We start from the raw sequence: 18,795 nt of genomic DNA on the forward strand, positions 1-18,795 counted from the left end.
CCCCTCTTTTTGCAATGTCTGCCGTGCCTGATTCCGCAACCGCCTTGGCCCCGCCCTCCACCACCCCGCAGCCCGCTGGCCCGCTCGCACAGCGCTACCGGCACTTCGTGCGCAGGCGCCTGCTGCTGCTGGCCGCGCTGCTGGCAGTGCTGTGCGCCAGCGTGGTGGCCGACATTGCGCTGGGGCCCTCCACCTTCGCGTTTGCCGATGTGCTGCGCGGCCTGTTCACGCCCGGCGCGCTGCCGCAGGCGCAGCAGGTGATCCTGTGGGAGGTGCGCCTGCCCTATGCGGTGATGGCCGTGCTGGTGGGCGCCAGCCTGGGCCTGGCGGGAGCCGAGATGCAGACCGCACTGAACAACCCGCTGGCCAGCCCGTTCACCCTGGGCGTGTCGGCCGCTGCTGCCGTGGGCGCATCGGCCGCCGTGGTCAGCGGCTTCACGCTGCTGGCCTGGGGCGAGAACCTGGCCGTGCCGCTGTGCGCCTTTGTGGGCGCGGCCTGCGCCACGGCGCTGATCCAGCTGCTGGCCTGGCGCCAGGGAGCCACGGTGGACACGGTGGTGCTGTTCGGTATTGCGCTGTTGTTCAGCTTCGAGGCCCTGCTGTGGCTGCTGCAGTTCATCGCGGACAGCAACGCGCTGCAGCAGATCGTGTTCTGGACCATGGGCAGCCTGGGCCGCGCCACGTGGACCAAGATCGGCATCGTGGGCACGGTGCTCTCGCTGTGCCTGCTGTGGTCGGCGCGCCAGGCCTGGGCGCTCACGGCGCTGCGCGCGGGCGAGGACCAGGCGCGCAGCTTCGGTATCGCGGTGGAACGGCTGCGGCTGCTGACGCTGCTGCGCGTGAGCCTGTTGGCCGCCACCGCCCTGTCGTTTGTGGGCACCATCGGCTTCGTGGGCCTGGTGGGGCCGCACATCGCGCGCATGCTGCTGGGCGAAGACCACCGCTACTACCTGCCCGGCAGCGCGCTGGCCGGGGCGCTGATGCTTTCGCTCGCGTCCATCCTGAGCAAGGCGCTGGTGCCCGGCGTGGTGCTGCCGATTGGCATCATCACCGCGCTGGTGGGCGTGCCGCTGTTCATGGTGCTCGTTCTGCGCCAAAGAAGGACTGCGTGATGAGCACGACCGGCTTTGCCCTTGAACAACTCACCGCAGGCTACCCCAGCCGCCCCGTGCTGCAGGGCGTGACCCTGCCCGGCGTGCCCGCTGGCACGCTGGTGGCGGTCCTGGGCCCCAATGCCGTGGGCAAGTCCACGCTGCTCAAGGCCGTGGCCGGGCTGCGGCCTGCGCAGGGCCGCGTGTGGCTGGAAGGCACCGACCTGGCCACGCTCGCGCCGCGCGAGCGCCTGCACCGCGTGGGCTACCTGCCCCAGGCGCTGCCGCAGAGCACCTCGCTCGTGGCCTACGAAACCTGGCAGAGCGCGCTGCGCGCCAGCCGCAACGAATGGAGCACCGCCCAGCGCGAGGCGGCCATCGAGTCAGTGGTGGCCACGCTGGGCCTGCAGGCGCTGGCGCTGCGGCGGCTGGACGAACTCTCGGGCGGGCAGCGCCAGATGGTGGGCCTGGCCCAGGTCATCGTGCGTGCGCCGCGCCTCTTGCTGCTGGACGAACCCACCAGCGCGCTCGACCTGCGCTGGCAGTTGCAGGTGCTGCAGGCCGTGCGCGCCCTGGTGCGGCAACAGGGCGCCATCGGCCTGGTGGCCGTGCACGACCTGAACCTGGCCCTGCGGTTTTGCCAGCATGTGCTGGTGCTGGGCGGCGGCAGCGTGCTGGCGGCAGGCGACCCGGCCGAGGTGCTCACCCCCGCGCTGCTGCAGCGCGCCTATGGCGTACGGGCCCGCGTAGAGCGCTGTTCCGAGGGCCATCTGCTGGTGCTGGCCGATGCGGCGCTGCCGCAGTAGCCCCTTCATTTTCCGCACAACAACGACACCCACCCATGATGAAACGCCAGGGCCATGTGCCCACCCCCGAGGCCAGCCGCTACCTGCAGCGCCTGTGCTACCACTTCACCCGCAAGATCCGCGTGGACTACGACGAGCACCGGGGCGAGGCCCACTTCCCCTGGGGCCTGTGTGTGCTGCGCGCCGACAGCGAAGCGCTGCACTTCGACTGCAGCGCCGAGGACGATGCCAGCCTGGCGCGGGTGCAGTTCGCCATCGACTCGCATGTGGAGCTGTTCTCGCGCAAGAGCCCTGTGGCCGTGGACTGGCAGCCCGTGCAGGCCGGGTAGCCATGCGCCGGGCCTTCGGGTCCGAAGGGCGGCCTGGGGTGGCCCGATACCGCAAATGGCAGGCTTTGACCTGCCAGATCGGCAGATGGCCAACCCGCCAGCTTTCTAGGATGTGACATTTTGTTAATAACCCGCGTGCAAAGGAGCGCACCGGGCCCCGTCACGCCATGGCATCCTCCGCAAGCACCACCGCCCCCACAGCCCACCCGCCGCGCCCCTTTGCCGTTCCACAGCGCGGCTCCAGCGTGGCTGGCAAGGCCTACTGGGCCATGGCGCAAAGGGTGGCCTTGACGGCAGCGGCCATCGACTGTGGGTACATCGCGCTTTTCCTCTGGCTGGGATCGCTGCCGCTGGCGCTGGTCAACCTGGGCAGCATCGCGATGTACCTGGTCGCGCATGCGCTCATCCAGCGGCGGCACAACACGGCGGGCATCCTGCTGATCTGGCTGGAGGTGGTTGCCCATTCGGCGCTGGGTTCGCTGCTGGTGGGTTGGGACAGCGGTTTTCACTACTACCTGCTGCTGTTCATCCCGGCCGTCGTGATTGCCAACTCTGGCCGCTATGCCGCGCCGATCGTGCTGGCGTTGCTGGCCTATTACCTGGGCCTGCGCTGGGCCTGCGACCACTGGGGCGCCCTGGCGCCGCTGGCGGGCAAGGGGCAGCAGATCGTCAACGCCATCCACGTCTGCGTGGTGTTTGGCATGTTTGCGGCGCTGGCCGCGTTCTACCGCCGCACCATCCTCATCGCCGAAAACCGCTTGCTCAAACAGGCCACGCTGGATGCCCTGACCGGGCTGAACAACCGCGCCCATTTCTACACCCTGGCAGGGCATACGCTGGCGCGCATCCAGCGCACGGGCGAGCCGGTCGCGCTGCTGCTGTGCGACATCGACCACTTCAAGCAGGTCAACGACCGCCATGGCCATGCCACGGGCGACCAGGTGCTGGTGACGGTGGCGGGGGTGCTCTCCCGCAACCTGCGCGAGAGCGATGTGATCGCCCGCTGGGGCGGCGAGGAATTTCTGGCGCTGATGCCTGCCAGCCCCCTGGCCTCTGCGCTGGAGGTGGCAGAGCGCATCCGGGTGGCCATCGAACAGACCACCGTGTACCACCAGAGCAACCCGGTGCCGCTGACCATGTCTTTCGGGGTGGTGCAGGTGGCCAGCGGCGACGACCTGCAGGCCGCCATTGCACGGGCCGACAAGGCGCTGTACCAAAGCAAACACGGCGGCCGCAACCGCGTCACGGTGGGCTGACGCCCGGTGGCGGGCAATGCGCGCCGGCCTGCGCCTGCGGAGCCGCCGATCCTGGGTCAGCCGTTCCTGCGTGCCGCTTCGTACAGCCCCTGCACCTTGGGCACGTTCTGCTCCAGTTCCTTGATGCGCGCAGGCCCCGAGGGGTGGGTGGACAGGAACGCCAGCCCCCCCTGCTTGCTGCCGGTGGCGTTGCCCATCTTCTGCCACAGGCTGACGGCCGCCGACGGCTGGTAGCCGCCGCGCGCGGCCAGCTCCAGGCCCACCAGGTCGGCCTCGCTCTCGTCCGAGCGGCTGAACTGCAGCGTGAGCAGTTGCCCGCCCAGCCCGGCCGCCGCCTGGCCCAGGTCGCCCAGGCCCAGCAGCTGCGAGCCCAGGCGCAGTGCCAGGTTGGTGCCCTGCGTCTTGGCAATGCGCTCGCGCGCGTGTTCGCGCAGCGCATGGGCCATTTCGTGGCCCATGATCATCGCGGCCTCGTCGTCGGTGAGCTTGAGCTGGTCAAGGATGCCGGTATAGAACGCGATCTTGCCGCCGGGCATGCAAAACGCATTGATCTGCTGGCTGCCGATGAGGTTGACCTCCCAGCGCCACTGTTTGGCGCGGTCGTTCCACGGCGTGGTGAACGGGATCAGCCGCTTGGCGATGGCGTGCAGGCGCTGCAGCTGGGGGTGGTTGTCGGGGGCCAGCGCGCGCTTGGCGCGGGCCTGCTCCAGCATCTGGCGGTACTGCTGGGCGGCGGAGTTTTCGAGCGTCTCGGCGGGCACCAGCTTGCGCAGGCTGGAGGACGAGCCCACGTCCACCTGCGCCATCACCGGCGTGGCGGCGGCAGCACCCGCCGCCAGCAAAAAGGCCCGGCGTGCGGACCAGGGGGACGAGGGCGCGGCAGAAGGGGTGGGGCAAAAGAGGCACATACCAGGAACACCTGAAGGAATAATGGGCGGCGCTGACCGACCCTGTGGTTTGCAGCGGCGTCTGCCACCCAGATGGAGGCAACGGGGCTGGGCGACAAGGGTGTCGGCGATGATAGACAAAACCCCCGCCCGCCCATGTCAGACACCTCCACTTCCTCCTCCCTCAGCATTTCGCCCGAAAAACCCGCCCGCACCCCCTGGCTGCAAACGCTGCGCGTGTACCTGGAGCCCGCCAGCCTGCGCATGCTCACGCTCGGGTTCTCGGCCGGGCTGCCGCTGCTGCTGGTGCTGGGCACGCTCTCGTTCCGCCTGCGCGAGGCGGGCATCGACCGCAGCACCATCGGCTACCTCAGCTGGGTAGGCCTGGCCTACGGCTTCAAGTGGGTGTGGGCGCCGCTGGTGGACCGCATGCCCATCCCCCTGCTCACACCCACGCTGGGGCGGCGGCGCAGCTGGCTGCTGCTGGCGCAGCTGGTGATCGTGGCGGGCCTGGTGGGCATGGCGCTGGCCGACCCGCGCCACACGCTCGGGCCCATCGTGTGGTGCGCGCTGGCCGTGGCGTTTGGCTCGGCCACACAGGATATTGCACTCGACGCCTTTCGCATCGAATCGGCCGACGCCAACCACCAGGCGGCGCTGGCGGCCTCGTACCAGACGGGCTACCGGCTGGCGATGATCTGGGCCGGAGCGGGGGTGCTGTGGATCGCGGCCCGCGCCGAGGTTGCGCCCGCCGTGGGCCAGGCCGTGCTGCAGGGCGTTGTACAGGGCGCGGCACAAGGCGCCGTGGCGTACCAGAACGGCGCCTGGCAAGCCGCCTATCTGGTGATGGCGGCGTCCATGGCCGTGGGCGTGGTCACCGTGCTGTTTTCGCGCGAGCCCGCGCCGGTGGCACTGCCCCCGGCCAAGAACGCCGCCGAGTGGATCCAGGGCGCGCTGGTGGCGCCATTTGCCGATTTTCTGCGCCGCTACGGCTGGCATGCGGCACTGATCCTCGCCCTCATCGCCGTCTACCGCATCAGCGATGTGGTCATGGGCATCATGGCCAACCCGTTCTATGTGGACATGGGCTTCACCAAGGACGAGGTGGCCGCCGTGACCAAGGTCTACGGCGTGATCATGACGTTGGCAGGCGCCTTTGTGGGCGGCGTGTTGTCGATGCGCTTCGGCGTGATGCGCATCCTGATGCTGGGCGCGGTCCTGAGCGCGGGCAGCAACCTGCTGTTTGCGTGGCTGGCGGGCCACGGGCACGACGTGACGGCGCTGATTGCCGTGGTCTCGGCCGACAACCTGGCCAGCGGCATCGCCTCGGCCGCGTTCATCGCCTACCTGTCGAGCCTGACCAATGTGAGCTACTCGGCCACGCAGTACGCGCTGTTCAGCTCCATGATGCTGCTGCTGCCGAAGTTTGTGGCGGGCTTCTCGGGCGACTACGTGGATGCGTTTGGCTACGCGCACTTCTTCATATCAACGGCGCTGCTGGGGCTGCCTGTGCTGGTGCTGGTGTGGCTGGCGTCCAGAGTCAAAATAGCCTCCTCCGCGCCATGACCAAGCGCTTATAGCTATCAATTTTGAAGCAATCCGTTTACCCAAACTTTACGGAAGCGACAACACGGCGAGACGCCCCACGGAGAGCATGAATCCATGAGTTCCCAACTGCTGATGATCGAAGACGATGCCCGCCTCGCGCAGATGGTGGGCGAGTACCTGGGCCAGTCGGGCCTGCAGGTCACGCACCGTGCGGACGGCAAAAGTGGCCTGGCGCAGTTGCAGGGGCCCGATGCCGGGCCGTTGCCTGATCTGGTGATCCTGGACCTGATGCTGCCCGACATGGACGGGCTGGAGGTGTGCCGCCGCATCCGCTCGCTGCAGGGCCATGCGGCGCAGGTGCCGGTGCTCATGCTCACTGCCAAGGGCGACCCCATGGACCGCATCATTGGCCTGGAACTGGGCGCCGACGACTACCTGCCCAAGCCTTTTGAACCGCGCGAGCTGCTGGCCCGCATCCGCGCCATCCTGCGCCGCCGCACCGATGGCGGCAGTGCAGCGGCGGCCACGCAGGTGCTTCGCTTCGGCACGCTGGAGATCGACCGCGACGCACGCACGGTCACGGTAGCGGGCGAACCGGCCGACCTGACCTCCTACCAGTTCGACCTGCTGGTGGCCCTGGCCGAACGCGCGGGCCGCGTGCTCACGCGCGACCAGATCATGGAGGCCGTGCGCGGCCGCGAGCTGGAGGCGTTTGACCGCAGCATCGACGTGCACATGGGCCGCATCCGTGCAGCCATCGAGCAGGACGCCAAGAACCCCCGGCGCATCCTCACGGTGCGCGGCGTCGGTTATGTCTTTGCCAAACAGCAGGACTAGCCGGGTGTCCCTGTCCACCCCCTTCTCCCGCCGCCTGTACCTGCGCATCTGGCTGGCTGTGGTCGGCGGCATTGCGGTGCTGACCCTCACCGTGGGCTGGGCCTGGCGCATGGCGGAGGAGCAGAAGGCACAGACCAACCAGCCTTTTGTGCCCCCTTCGCGCGAGATGGCGCTGCGCGACCCCTCGGGCAAACTGCTGCTCCGCGGCATGGCCACGCGCCAGCCCGCCGAACCCGGGGAGGGCGTGGAATTCCGCATCGAATCCGACACCGGCCAGACCTTCACCCTGCAGATGGCGCCCCGCCAGCCGCGCGGCGAATGGGCAGGCGGGCGGCAGGGCGGCGGGCCCAACCAGGGCTGGGCCGCGTTCTGGACGCGCCCGCCGTTTGGTTTCTTGTGGCTCCTGGGCATCGTGAGCCTGGCAGTGGCGGTGGGGGTGTACCCCATCATCCGCCGCCTCACGCAGCGGCTCGAAGCACTGCAGCGCAGCGTGCAGAAGTTTGGCGAGGGCGACCTCTCGGTGCGGGTGCCCGAGCAGGGGCAGGACGAAGTGGCCGACCTGGCGCGCCAGTTCAACGCCGCCGCCGAGCGGGTGGAAAACCTGGTCAAGTCGCACAAGTCGCTGCTGGCCAATGCCTCGCACGAGCTGCGCTCGCCGCTCACCCGCATCCGCATGGGGCTGGAGCTGATGGGTGGCCAGCAGCCCTCGCCCGCATTCCGCGCCGAGATCTTGCGCAACATCGCCGAGCTGGACCAGCTGGTGGACGAGATCCTGCTGGCCAGCCGCCTCGATGCGCGCGAGGCCGATGTGGGCACGGTGGAGCTGGTGGACCTGATTGGCCTGGCCGCCGAGGAATGCGCCCGCGTGGACGCCGACCTGGACGTGAGCGCGAGCCCCGATTCGCTGGAGGTGCGCGGTGTGGCCAAGCTGCTGCGCCGGGCCATCCGCAACCTGCTGGAGAACGCACGCCGCTACAGCACCGGCGAGATCACCGTGGTGGTGCACCGCCGCCAGGGCCGCGCCGAGGTGCATGTGTGCGACCACGGCCCGGGCGTGCCGCCCAGCCAGCGCGAGCGCATCTTCGAGCCCTTCTACCGCCTGCCGGGCGCCAGCGAACGCGCAGGCGGCGTGGGCCTGGGGCTGGCGCTGGTGCGCTCGATTGCCGGGCGCCACCAGGGCACCGTGCACTGCCAGGACCGGCCCGATGGCGATCACGGCGCCTGTTTTGTGCTGACCCTGCCACTGGCGCCTGGCGCCCACTGACGTACGCAGGCTCTGGGCGTGTTCAGCGCAGCGTGGGCAATGGCCACCGCCAGGCCATGGCCGCGTACACCACTGCGCCCACCCCCAGCGCCACCGCCGCCACGGCCAGCCCGTACACAAACCCCTGGCCCTGCGTCGCCGCGTGGTGCAACATCCAGGCCACCATGGGCGGGCCCACGATCTGGCCGATGCCATAGGCGGCGGTGAGCAGGCCCGGAAAACTGTCGCCCGCTGCGGGCCACACCCGCCGCGCCTCCTGCAACGCATAGAAGGTGATAGCCGTGAACGGGAGGCCCAGCAGCAGGCTGCCCAGCGCAAAACCCAGCGGCCCCGGCCACACCAGGCTGAGCGCGATAGCCCCGGCCTGCACCGCATAGGCTGCCATGAGCAGCCAGCGCCGGTCCCACGCAGCGGGCGTGCGCGTGGATAGCAACGCCCCCAGCGCCACACCCGCGCCAAACAGCGGCCAGAACAGGTCGGGCCAGGGCGACCCCGCAGGCAGCGCGGCGCGCGCAATCACAGGCAGAAAAGTGGCCGTGACGATGTAGCCCAGCCCTGCCAGTCCATACGCCAGCGTGAGCCCCGTGCGCGCCAGCGGGCCCTGGCCCGGCAGCGCAACGCCTGATGTCTGCGCTGCAGCCGCAGGGGCTGGCAAGGCCAGGCCCTGCAGCACGGGCCAGATGGCGGCGCACAGGCCCACGCTCAGCACGCCAAACACGGCCCACCCGGCGGCGGCGGGCCAGCCCAGCGCCACCATGGCACTGGCCGACAGCCCCGTGAGCACAATGCCCAGCCCGGGCCCGCAAAAGATCAGGCCGCCCAGTGCCGCCTGGCCCAGCGCCACCAGCCGCACCATGCACCACACCGAGACATTGAGGAACACCAGCGCACTGGCCACGCCCGCCGCAAAGCGCAGCGCGGGCCAGGCGCCCGGCAACGGCAGTGCCATGCCCAGCGTGAGCAGCACCGTGGCGGCCAGCCCCCAGCGCGCCAGCCGCACCGCATGCCACCGCTGCCGCGCACGCGGCGCTACCCAGGGCAGAGCCATGCAGGCCAGCGCGCCGATCAGGTAGCCCAGGTAGTTGGCCGTGGCCAGCCAGCTGCCGCCCGCGAGCGTCACCACACCATCGTGCAGCATCATGGGCAGCAGCGGCGTGAATGCAAACCGCCCGATGCCCATGGCCACGGCCAACGCGGCCATGCCCGCCAGCGCCACCGCCAGCGGGCGCTGCGGCAGGGGCAAGGCGGTGGGGGGTTCCAGGCGGTCAGGTTCGTGCATACGATTCTTTTTTGAGATATATTTTCTTTAAATCATCTCACAAAGAGAATATTCATGGACCTCACCGCCCTGGAGATTTTCCGCGCCGTGGCGCAGGAAGGCAGCGTGACCCGCGCGGCCGAGCGGCTGGGCCGGGTGCAGTCCAACGTGACCACGCGCGTGCAGCAGCTCGAAGAACAGCTGGGTGCCACGCTGTTCCTGCGCGAGGGCAAGCGCATGATGCCCACGCCTGCGGGGGAATCGCTGCGCGGTTATGCCGACCGCCTGCTGGCACTGGCCGAAGAGGCCCGCCAGTCGGTGCACCCCCATGAACCCGGCGGCCGACTGCGCCTGGGCGCCATGGAAAGCACGGCCGCCGCGCGCCTGCCCCAGCCGCTGGCGCAGCTGCACGCGCAGTGGCCGGGGCTGGTGCTGGAGCTGTCCACCGCGCCCTCGCGCCAACTGGTGGAGCAGGTGCTGGCCCACCAGATCGACTGTGCGCTGGTGGCCTGGCCGCCGCCGGGCATCGATGCCGACGCCCCGTTGGAACACACCGCCATGTTCACCGAACCCCTGCTGCTGGCCCTGCCCGCCGACCACCCGCCCGTGCACACGCCGCAGGATCTGCAACTGGACACCCTGGCCGCGTTCAGCAACGGCTGCACCTACCGCCGCATGGGCGAGTCCTTCCTGCAGCAAAAAAGCGGCAGTCCGCCCCGCGTGCTGGAGCTGGCCTCGTACCACGCCATCCTGGCCTGTGTGGCTGCCGGGCGCTGCGCGGGCGTGGTGCCGCAGGCCGTGATCGACCTGATGCGCGAGCCGCCCGCACTGCGGTGGGTGCCGCTGGGCCGTTGCGACACGGTGCTGGTCACGCGGCGTGGCTACCAGTCACCCGCGCTGCAGGCCCTGCGGGCGGCGCTGTTGGCCAGCGCAGCCCGCCCTGCCCCTTCCATCGCCTGAACCATCTCACCAGGAGTTGCCCATGCCTTCGTTCCCTCTCACCACCCGCCTGGGCCTTGCCCTGCCCATCATCCAGGGGCCCATGACGGGCTCGGACACGCCTGCACTCGCGGCTGCCGTGTCGCAGGCTGGCGGCCTGGGCATGCTGGGCTGCGGCATGCGCTCGCCCGCCGCCGTGGCCGAGGCCGCCGCCGAGGTGCGCCGCCGCACCGACCGGCCCTTTGGCATGAACCTGTTCGTGCAGGCCACGCCCACCCCCGACGAGGCCACGGTGCTGGCCGCGCTGCAGCGCCTGGCGCCGTTTTATGCCGAATTCGGACTGGTACCCGAGCGGCCCGCGCAGTGGTGCGAGGACTTCGGCGCGCAGTTCGAGGCCCTGGTGGCCGCACGCCCGGCGGTGGCCAGCTTCACCTTCGGCATCCTCTCGGCCGCGCAGGTGGCGCGGCTGCAGGCCGTGGGCAGCTACGTCGTCGGCACAGCCACCACCGTGGCCGAGGCCCGCGCCTGGGCCGCCGTGGGGGCGGATGCGGTCTGCGCCTCGGGCATGGAATCGGGCGGGCACCGGGGCACCTTCTTGTCACCCGGGCACGACATACCGCCAGCGGGCGGGCCGTCGGTGGACGACTTCGAGGCCAGCATGCTGGGCACGCTGACGCTGGTGCGCCAGTGTGTGGCCGCGCTGCCGTCCACGCCCATCATCGCGGCGGGCGGCATCATGGACGGGCGCGGCATTGCCGGTGCGCTGGCCCTGGGCGCCCAGGCGGTGCAGATGGGCACGGCGTTTCTGACCTGCCCCGAGTCGGGCATCGGCCCCGCCTACCGCCAGGCGCTGACGCAGGCGGGGCCCACGGACACCCGCACCACGCGCATCTTTTCGGGACGGCCCGCGCGGGGCATCGTCAACACCATGATGGATGCCCTGCGGGCCGACGAGCGCAGCGTGCCCCCCTACCCCGTGCAGAACGCGCTCACGGGCGCACTGCGCCGCGCCGCCGCCCAGGCAGGCCGGGCCGATCATTTGTCGCTGTGGGCGGGCCAGGGCGTGGCCCAGGTGCGGCCCATGCCTGCGGCCGAGCTGGTGGCGGTGCTGGCGCAGGAGCTGCAGGCAGCCAGCGCCTGAGATTTGCTATATGTTTAATAGCTGTTTGCGCTTATCCATTGCGCGCAAACGGCCATTTTGACCACGATTTTTGGCCCTGTCCCGTCAGTTCTTCCAGGGCAGCTCGCGTGCGGGCCCCTGAATGACCGGTGCCTGGGCATTCAGGGTTTCGCCCGCCAGCACGCGCTCGTACATGCGCAGGTAGTTGCGCGCCATGCGCTCGGCGCCAAAGTGCTCCACCACATGCTGGTGGCAGGCGCGGGCATCAAAGCGGTTGTTGCGCACCGCCTCGGCCAGCACGGCTGCTTCGGCCGACAGCACGCCGCAGTGCAGGGGCACCAGCTCGGGCAGCGCCCCGTAAGGCGTGGAGAACACCGGGCAGCCGAAGTACAGGCTCTCGATCACCGCCAGCCCGAAAGGCTCGTGCCAGCGCACGGGAAAGATCAGCCCGCGCGAGGCGTTGAGCAGGCCCGTCTTCTGCGTGCCGCCCACCATGCCGTGGAAGTGGATCTTGCGCGACAGCGTCCAGCGGAAGCCGCGCTTGAAGTTGATGCGGTCGCCGCCCAGCACGTCCAGCTCCACGCCCGCGAGCTTGGCCACCTTGATGGCGCCGCGCACGTTCTTCACGCCCCAGGCCGCCTTGCCCAGGAAGTGGTAGCGCGGGCGCGGCAGGCTGAAATCGACCGGGCCGTAGCCCGACCAGTCCAGCCCGTTGTAAACAAACTCGCTGGAGCCATACCGCGCCGCATGGTCGCGCGAGAGGAACACCGTGTTGCGCGGCAGCGGCTTGGGCTTGCGCGCATTGCCATGTTCGGTCACCAGGTAAGGCTTGGCCAGCTCGGTGCGCGGGTTGAACTGGAAATGCGTGATGTCCACGTCGGCCGGGATCTGGCCCTCCCAGGGTTCGTCGGGCCGGATGGGCAGCACCTGGCCAAAGTCGCAAGTCGAGCCCTCGGGCACCAGGTAGCTCACGCGGTGGCCCTGCTGCACCAGGGTCTTGCCCAGGTCCCAGATCACGCGCTCTGTGCCGCCGTAGCCGTAGACGGGGATGGGGGAGTTGTTGACCAGCAGGATGTGCATCAAAAAGACCTCTCGTCTGGGTATTCCAGGGCGCTGCCCGCTATCCGCCGCCCATGAAACTGGCGCGCACCAAGCCAGGGCAGCAAGCCAAGGTCCGCCCCGCAGCGAGGGCTGCGTCCCCCTGCCCGCATTGCGCAGCAATGCGAGAGCGGGGGGAAGGCGCGAAGCGGCTCAGGGGGGTGTCGCTTCATCTCACAGAGGACGGGGGCAGCCCAGGCGGGCGCGGCGCTGGTGCAGCGCCGCCAGCACCAGGGGGCACATGAACAGGTAGAACATGTTGCCGCTGTTGTGGGCCAGGAACACCTGCGTGAGGCCAAAGCCGATGTACGACAGCGGCAGCAGCACACCCACCAGGCACAGCGACAGCGATTCGCGGTCCATCTTGCCCTGGGCATCGCGGATGCGCTGCGCCGTGGGCCAGAACATCGCCAGCGGAATGCCATAAAAAGCCATCAGCAGCAGCACGCCGGGCAGGCCGCGCTTGGCAAACAGGTCCAGGATTTCGTTGTGTGCGTGGCCAAATTCGAGCACCACGGGGTGCGCTTGCCCGGCCGCCACGCGCCGGGCCTTCTCTTCAGCGTAGCCCGCCCGGCCCCAGCCGGTGAGGGGGCGGTCCCAGCCCATCTGCCAGGCCAGGCCCCAGTGCGCCAGGCGCTGGCCCACCGAACTGCGGCCATCGCCATGCTGCTGGTAGGTCTGCATTTCCTGGCGTGCTTCGTCCACCCGCAATTCCACCGCCGGCACCTGCGACAACGCTGCCGCCGCCACGAACAGCGCACACAGGCCCCAGTACACCCGGCGCTGCCCGGTGGTGCGCACCAGCAGCCAGGCGCACGCTGGCAGCAGCAGCACCAGCGCCAGCCAGCCACCGCGCGACTGCGACAGCACCGATCCGGCCACCCCCAGCGCGATGGCGCTGGCCAGCAACAGGCGCTGCCACAGCACCCAGCGCCGCCACTGCGCCACCAGCAGCAGGCCGCTCATCACGGCCAGCAGCATGCTCAGGTTGCCGTACTGGATGGCGTTGGTGAAACCGTTGGCGCGCGGCAGGCCCATGACATAGGTCTGGTAGAGCCCCACGAGCCCGCTGCCCACGGCCCCCACCGCAATGCCCATCCACAGCCAGGCAGCACGGGGCTGGAAGGTCATCAGATAAAAAATGCAGGGCAGGGCCAGCAGGTACTTGACCGGCCGGTCCATGCTGCCCCAGCCCCAGGCGGCCCCCACGTCCAGCAGCCACAGCGCTGCCATGCAGGAAAACGCGGCCGTGAGCCACCATGCGGTGCGCGGTGCCGGGCGACGCCACCACACCGGGGCGCTCGCCAGCGCGGCCAGCAGCAGCAGGGCTGCGCCGTACGAATACCCCGAGGGCACACACAGCGCCAGGCCCGGGACCAAGAAAGCCCCGATGCTCGCGCAGCGCCCCCACCAGTGTTGTGCACCCTTCAACGGATCACCTTGTCGGTCAGGCTGTCACGGTCATAGTGCAGGGCGGCGTAGCGAAAGAAGCCCTCCAGCGCCACAAACAGGCAATACAGAAACCCGGCCCCGCCACACAGAAACCCGAGGCGGAACACATACAGCCGCAGGAACATGGAGAGCCCCGACGCCAGGCCACGCAGCACGCCGCCGCGCTGGCCCTTCTCGGCGCGCTTGGCGGCGCCCAGCATCACGTACTGCGTGAGCTTTTCCAGGCTGCCCCGCACCGTGGTGCGGGAGTAATGCAGCAGCCGCGCCCGGATCAAGCGACGCGGCACCGCCCCGCCGCCGGGCAGCGGGAGCAGTTCTGCCTGCTCGTGCACCACCCCGGTGAACTCCTTGACCAGCGCGCGCACGAACAGGCGCTCGATCTGCGACTGCGAGCGGAAATACTTCAGTTCGTGCCCGTAGGCCACCATGCGCCAGCGGATGCTCCAGACAGCCTGTTCGCCCGAGCGCACGATGGCCTGCAGCTCCTGGGCGAACGCAGGCGTCATCACCTCGTCGGCGTCGAGAAAAAACACGTAGTCGCCGCGTGAATGCGCAAGCAGCCGGTTGCGCTGCACGGCAAAACCCTGCCAGTCGGGGTGGCTGTGGACTTCCGCACCCAGGCCCCGGGCAAGGGCCACGGTGTTGTCCGTGCTGCCGCTGTCCACCACCAGGAGCTGGTCGGCAAACGCGGCGCTTTTCAGGCAGGCCTCAATGCGGTGCGCCTCGTTGTGGGTCAACACCGCCACGGTCAACGTAGGCGGCGCCGATGCGCCGCCGGTTCCTGCGGGCATCAATCAATGACCAGCGTGTACGTGCTCACCAGCCTTCAGGCGGTACACCGTGCCGCAGTACGGGCACTTGGCCTCGCCGGTACGGGCCACGTCCAGGTACACCTTGGGGTGGCTGTTCCAGAGCTTCATGTCGGCCTTGGGGCTGGGGCAGAAAACGCCGCCCTGGGCGTTCAGGTCCTTGGCCAGGAGTTCAACGGTTGCTTGCGACATGTTCTTCAGACCTTGGTGAGCCAGTGGGCGTATTTGGGATTGCGGCCGCCGACGATGTCGAAGAAGGCGCTCTGGATTTTTTCGGTGATCGGGCCGCGCGATCCGCTGCCCAGCTCGATCCGGTCGAGTTCCCGGATGGGCGTGACTTCAGCGGCCGTGCCGGTGAAGAAGGCTTCGTCGGCGATGTAGACCTCGTCGCGCGTGATGCGCTTTTGCACGATCTCCAGGCCCAGGTCCTTGGCGATGTGGAACACCGTGTTGCGGGTAATGCCGTTGAGGGCACCAGCCGAGAGGTCGGGCGTGTAGATCACGCCGTTCTTGATGACAAAAATGTTCTCGCCCGCGCCTTCGGACACAAAACCCGAGCTGTCCAGCAGCAGGGCTTCGTCGTAGCCGTCGTCCGTGGCTTCCATGTTGGCCAGGATGGAGTTGGTGTAGTTGCTCACCGCCTTGGCCTGCGTCATCGTGATGTTGACGTGGTGGCGGGTGTAGCTGCTGGTCTTGACACGGATGCCGCGCTTGAGGCCTTCCTCGCCCAGGTAGGCGCCCCAGGCCCAGGCCGCGACCATCAGGTGGATCTGGTTGCCCTTGGGCGAAACACCCAGCTTTTGCGAGCCGATCCAGGTCAATGGGCGCAGATAGCAGGATTCGAGCTTGTTCTCACGCACCACGGCCTTCTGGGCCTCGTTCACTTCTTCCTTGGTGAACGGGATCTTCATGCGCAGGATCTTGGCGCTGTTGAAGAGGCGGTCGGTGTGCTCTTCGAGGCGGAAAATGGCCGTGCCGTTGGCGGTGTTGTAGGCGCGCACGCCTTCGAAGGCGCCGCAGCCGTAGTGCAGGGTGTGGGTCAGCACATGGATCTTGGCGTCGCGCCAATCGACCATCTGGCCGTCCATCCAGATCTTGCCGTCACGGTCGGCCATCGAGGGAACTACGGGGCTCATGGGAATCCTTTGGTTGCTGTGGGTCGCAAAACCGGGATTTTACGGGCCCCCAGCCCACCGGGAAGCGCCGCACGAGGGTGCAGTGCAGCAAATCTGCCCGATCAGGGCCGGTATGTCATCCGGCCTGCGGCGGCGTGTCGGCATCCGCCCCAGGCCGCTCCAGCGTCCACTTCACCAGCTTGCCCTGCCGGAATTCGCAGGTCACATGCGAGCGCGTGCCATCGGTCCAGCGGTAAATCTCCGGGTCCGCGCCTTCGGCAGACCGCAGCTCGCCCAGCGCCTGCGTCATGGCCACCACATGCATCAGATTCACGCCCTCGGCCAGCCGGGCATTGAGCATGACCGCACTGCCCACATAGCCGATGGGCCGCTTGGCGGCCTTCTTCATCACATTCACCAGCCGCGTGAAATGCAGCAGGGCCCACATGACCAGCCCGCCCACCACCGCCGCCACACCGGCCCAGCCGTAGGCCGTAAAACCAAACCCGACCAGGGCCACCGCCCCCAGGGGCACCAGGATATTGCGCAGATTCATAGGCTGGGATTGTCTTACGGCCTCAACCGTGTGTGGCTGTGGGCATTGCTTACAAGCCCCGCACCACGTTCATCGCCTCCTCCACCCGCTCCACCGCGTGGATGGTGAGGCCCTCGATGGGCTTCTTGGGCGCGTTGGCCTTGGGCACCACGGCCACGCTGAAGCCGAGCTTGGCGGCCTCCTTCAGGCGTTCCTGACCACGCGGTGCAGGGCGCACCTCGCCCGCCAGGCCCACTTCGCCAAACGCGATGAAGCCACGCGGCAATGCCTTGCCCCGCAGGCTGGAGGTGATGGACAGCATCACCGCCAGATCGGCGGCGGGCTCGCTGATGCGCACACCGCCCACGGCGTTCACAAACACGTCCTGGTCCATGCAGGCCACACCGGCGTGGCGGTGCAGCACGGCCAGCAGCATGGCCAGGCGGTCCTTGTCCAGGCCCACCGACAGGCGCCGGGGGCTGGGGCCGCCGCTGTCCACCAGCGCCTGGATCTCGACCAGCATGGGGCGCGTGCCCTCCAGCGTGACCATCACGCAGCTGCCGGGCACCGGCTCGCTGTGCTGGGAGAGGAAGATGGCGCTCGGGTTGCTCACGCCCTTGAGGCCCTTCTCGGTCATGGCGAAAACGCCGATTTCGTTGACGGCACCAAAGCGGTTCTTGATGGCGCGCACCAGGCGGAACTGGCTGTGGGTGTCACCTTCGAAGTACAGCACCGTGTCCACCATGTGCTCCAGCACGCGCGGGCCCGCCAGCGCGCCCTCCTTGGTCACATGGCCCACCAGAATCACGGCGATGCCCGTGCCTTTGGCCATGCGCGTGAGGTGCGCCGCACATTCACGCACCTGGGCGACCGAACCCGGCGCGCTGGTGAGCTGGTCGGAGTAGGTGGTCTGGATGGAGTCGATCACGACCACGGCCGGTTGGGTAGCTTCGACCGTGGCCAGGATCTTTTCGAGCTGGATCTCGGCCAGCAGCTGCACCTGGCTGCCCTCGATGCCCAGGCGGCGCGAGCGCAGCGCCACCTGGGCACCACTTTCCTCGCCTGTCACATACAGCGTGGGCAGGCCCGCGCGCTGCAGTGCGTCCATGGCCTGCAGCAGCAGGGTGGATTTGCCAATGCCCGGGTCGCCCCCGATGAGCACCACGCCCCCTTCCACAATGCCGCCGCCGAGCACGCGGTCCAGCTCGTCGATGCCGCTGGGGGTGCGGGCCACGTCCTGGGCCTCGATGGCGGCCAGCGGCATCACGGGCTGCGCGTGGGCCAGGCCTGCATAGCCTTGCGGCGCGCTCAGGCGGTTCTTGCCCGGCCCGGCCTCGGCCACCTGCTCGATCAGCGTGTTCCAGGCGCCGCAGGCCGGGCACTTGCCCAGCCAGCGCGGGCTGGTGCCGCCGCATTCGGTGCAGGTGAAGATGGTTTTGTCTTTGGCCATGGAAAGGGGATGGTCGGTGGGCACAGGCGTGGGTGGCCGACTATAGCGGCGCAGGCCCGGGAGTCGGCGCCCCCCTACCAAGCACCTATAGACCCCAGGCGCTGCGCCCCTACGATGGCCCCCCATCCGCTTTGTTCTCTGGCTTCGGCAAGAATGCACGCCATGCACACACCCACCAATTCCTTCAAGCAGGCCCTGGCCCGGGGCGAGGCACAAATCGGCCTGTGGCTGGGCCTGGCCGATGCCTACACCGCAGAAATCCTCGCAGGCACCGGCTACGACTGGCTGCTGGTCGATGGCGAACATGCGCCCAACGACCTGCGCTCCATCCTGCACCAGCTGCAGGCCATTGCCAGCGCCACCAGCGCCCTGCCGCCGGGGGCCCGCGCCCCCCACGCCATTGCACGGGTGCCGGTGGGCGACACCGCCCTCATCAAGCAGTACCTCGACATCGGCGCACAAACCCTGCTGGTGCCCATGGTGGACACGCCCGAGCAGGCCCAGCAGCTGGTGCGCGCCACGCGCTATGCGCCCGAAGGCGTGCGTGGCATGGGCAGCGCGCTCGCCCGCTCGTCGCGCTGGCAGGCGTACCCGCAGTACGTGCACGAGGCGAACCAGCAGATCTGCCTGCTGGTGCAGGCCGAGACGGTAGAAGCAATGGCGAACCTCGACGCGATTGCCGCCACCCCCGGCGTGGACGGCGTGTTCATCGGCCCGGCCGACCTGTCGGCCTCGATGGGCCACCCGGGCAACCCGGCGCACCCCGATGTGCAAGCCGCCATCCACGACGGCATAACGCGCATCCTGCGCGCGGGCAAGGCGCCGGGCATCCTGGCCACCAACGAGGCGCAGGCGCGCCAGTGGCTGGCGGCCGGTGCGCTGTTTGTGGCCGTGGGCGTGGACACCATGCTGCTGACCAGCGCTGCGCAGAATCTGCTGGCGCGCTTTCGCACCGGCACGGATGCCGCTGCCGCACCACGGCCCGCAGGCTACTAGCCCTT

At 69.0% G+C, this 18,795-nt stretch carries 19 protein-coding genes; 10 read left to right on the forward strand and 9 right to left on the reverse strand.

Annotation, left to right across the window (positions count from 1 at the left end; genetic code table 11):
* The first annotated feature begins 14 nt into the window (after positions 1–14).
* The 4 genes from AC07Z7_RS04065 to AC07Z7_RS04080 all read left to right on the forward strand — a co-directional run bounded on the left by AC07Z7_RS04065 (position 15) and on the right by AC07Z7_RS04080 (position 3,482).
* Positions 15–1,112, forward strand: coding sequence for a FecCD family ABC transporter permease (locus tag AC07Z7_RS04065; protein WP_494765393.1), 1,098 nt, complete (start codon positions 15–17; stop codon positions 1,110–1,112).
* The gene (locus tag AC07Z7_RS04070; RefSeq protein WP_494765394.1) at positions 1,112–1,897 is read left to right on the forward strand and encodes an ABC transporter ATP-binding protein; all 786 of its coding nucleotides are present in this window, start codon (positions 1,112–1,114) and stop codon (positions 1,895–1,897) included. The genes AC07Z7_RS04065 and AC07Z7_RS04070 overlap by 1 nt, the downstream gene beginning before the upstream one ends.
* 35 nt (positions 1,898–1,932) lie before the next feature.
* Entirely contained in the window at positions 1,933–2,226 is a 294-nt protein-coding gene (locus tag AC07Z7_RS04075) for a DUF2218 domain-containing protein (RefSeq protein WP_494765395.1), read from the forward strand.
* Between the two features lie 167 nt (positions 2,227–2,393).
* Positions 2,394–3,482, forward strand: coding sequence for a GGDEF domain-containing protein (locus tag AC07Z7_RS04080; RefSeq protein WP_494765396.1), 1,089 nt, complete (start codon positions 2,394–2,396; stop codon positions 3,480–3,482).
* Between the two features lie 56 nt (positions 3,483–3,538).
* On the opposite strand, the gene AC07Z7_RS04085 is transcribed toward AC07Z7_RS04080, so the two are convergent.
* Positions 3,539–4,390 (reverse strand): M48 family metallopeptidase, encoded by an 852-nt coding sequence (locus AC07Z7_RS04085; RefSeq protein ID WP_494765397.1) that lies wholly within the window; start codon positions 4,388–4,390, stop codon positions 3,539–3,541.
* Positions 4,391–4,525: 135 nt separating this feature from the next.
* Here AC07Z7_RS04085 and AC07Z7_RS04090 point away from each other — a divergent pair, with 135 nt between their 5' ends.
* From AC07Z7_RS04090 to AC07Z7_RS04100, 3 genes are all read left to right on the forward strand, one after another.
* Entirely contained in the window at positions 4,526–5,935 is a 1,410-nt protein-coding gene (locus AC07Z7_RS04090; protein ID WP_494765398.1) for an AmpG family muropeptide MFS transporter, read from the forward strand.
* A gap of 96 nt (positions 5,936–6,031) precedes the next feature.
* A complete protein-coding gene (locus AC07Z7_RS04095; protein WP_094290132.1) occupies positions 6,032–6,754 on the forward strand; it encodes a response regulator in 723 nt (240 codons plus the stop codon).
* A gap of 4 nt (positions 6,755–6,758) precedes the next feature.
* A complete protein-coding gene (locus AC07Z7_RS04100; protein ID WP_494765399.1) occupies positions 6,759–8,018 on the forward strand; it encodes a HAMP domain-containing sensor histidine kinase in 1,260 nt (419 codons plus the stop codon).
* Between the two features lie 22 nt (positions 8,019–8,040).
* Here AC07Z7_RS04100 and AC07Z7_RS04105 read toward each other — a convergent pair whose 3' ends face one another.
* The gene (locus tag AC07Z7_RS04105; RefSeq protein ID WP_494765400.1) at positions 8,041–9,297 is read right to left on the reverse strand and encodes a YbfB/YjiJ family MFS transporter; all 1,257 of its coding nucleotides are present in this window, start codon (positions 9,295–9,297) and stop codon (positions 8,041–8,043) included.
* Between the two features lie 54 nt (positions 9,298–9,351).
* Here AC07Z7_RS04105 and AC07Z7_RS04110 point away from each other — a divergent pair, with 54 nt between their 5' ends.
* Both AC07Z7_RS04110 and AC07Z7_RS04115 read left to right on the forward strand, forming a co-directional pair.
* Positions 9,352–10,236, forward strand: a complete 885-nt coding sequence (locus AC07Z7_RS04110) for a LysR family transcriptional regulator (RefSeq protein WP_494765401.1) — start codon at positions 9,352–9,354, stop codon at positions 10,234–10,236.
* Positions 10,237–10,258: 22 nt separating this feature from the next.
* On the forward strand, positions 10,259–11,356 hold the full coding sequence (locus AC07Z7_RS04115) for an NAD(P)H-dependent flavin oxidoreductase (protein ID WP_494765402.1): 1,098 nt from the start codon (positions 10,259–10,261) through the stop codon (positions 11,354–11,356).
* Between the two features lie 84 nt (positions 11,357–11,440).
* On the opposite strand, the gene AC07Z7_RS04120 is transcribed toward AC07Z7_RS04115, so the two are convergent.
* The 7 genes from AC07Z7_RS04120 to radA form a co-directional block, all read right to left on the reverse strand.
* Positions 11,441–12,415: a glycosyltransferase gene (locus tag AC07Z7_RS04120; RefSeq protein ID WP_094290127.1), complete on the reverse strand. Its 975-nt coding sequence runs from the start codon at positions 12,413–12,415 to the stop codon at positions 11,441–11,443.
* Between the two features lie 192 nt (positions 12,416–12,607).
* On the reverse strand, positions 12,608–13,864 hold the full coding sequence (locus AC07Z7_RS04125) for an O-antigen ligase family protein (RefSeq protein ID WP_494765403.1): 1,257 nt from the start codon (positions 13,862–13,864) through the stop codon (positions 12,608–12,610).
* Positions 13,861–14,676 carry a glycosyltransferase family 2 protein gene (locus AC07Z7_RS04130; RefSeq protein ID WP_094290226.1) on the reverse strand — a complete coding sequence of 272 codons (816 nt, stop codon included), beginning with the start codon at positions 14,674–14,676 and terminating at the stop codon, positions 13,861–13,863. Before AC07Z7_RS04130 ends, AC07Z7_RS04125 begins: the two co-directional genes overlap by 4 nt.
* Before the next feature lie 3 nt (positions 14,677–14,679).
* On the reverse strand, positions 14,680–14,886 hold the full coding sequence (locus AC07Z7_RS04135; RefSeq protein WP_056057299.1) for a zinc-finger domain-containing protein: 207 nt from the start codon (positions 14,884–14,886) through the stop codon (positions 14,680–14,682).
* Positions 14,887–14,891: 5 nt separating this feature from the next.
* Positions 14,892–15,830 (reverse strand): branched-chain amino acid transaminase, encoded by a 939-nt coding sequence (locus AC07Z7_RS04140; RefSeq protein WP_094290124.1) that lies wholly within the window; start codon positions 15,828–15,830, stop codon positions 14,892–14,894.
* A 115-nt stretch (positions 15,831–15,945) separates the two neighbouring features.
* The gene (locus tag AC07Z7_RS04145) at positions 15,946–16,365 is read right to left on the reverse strand and encodes a glycerate kinase (RefSeq protein WP_094290123.1); all 420 of its coding nucleotides are present in this window, start codon (positions 16,363–16,365) and stop codon (positions 15,946–15,948) included.
* Between the two features lie 49 nt (positions 16,366–16,414).
* A complete protein-coding gene (radA, locus tag AC07Z7_RS04150) occupies positions 16,415–17,794 on the reverse strand; it encodes a DNA repair protein RadA (RefSeq protein ID WP_494765404.1) in 1,380 nt (459 codons plus the stop codon).
* Between the two features lie 162 nt (positions 17,795–17,956).
* Between radA and AC07Z7_RS04155 the strand changes: the two genes are divergently transcribed.
* Positions 17,957–18,790 (forward strand): aldolase/citrate lyase family protein, encoded by an 834-nt coding sequence (locus tag AC07Z7_RS04155; protein ID WP_494765405.1) that lies wholly within the window; start codon positions 17,957–17,959, stop codon positions 18,788–18,790.
* Positions 18,791–18,795 lie beyond the last annotated feature (5 nt).

Source organism: Acidovorax sp. GW101-11A03 (genome assembly GCF_059424825.1).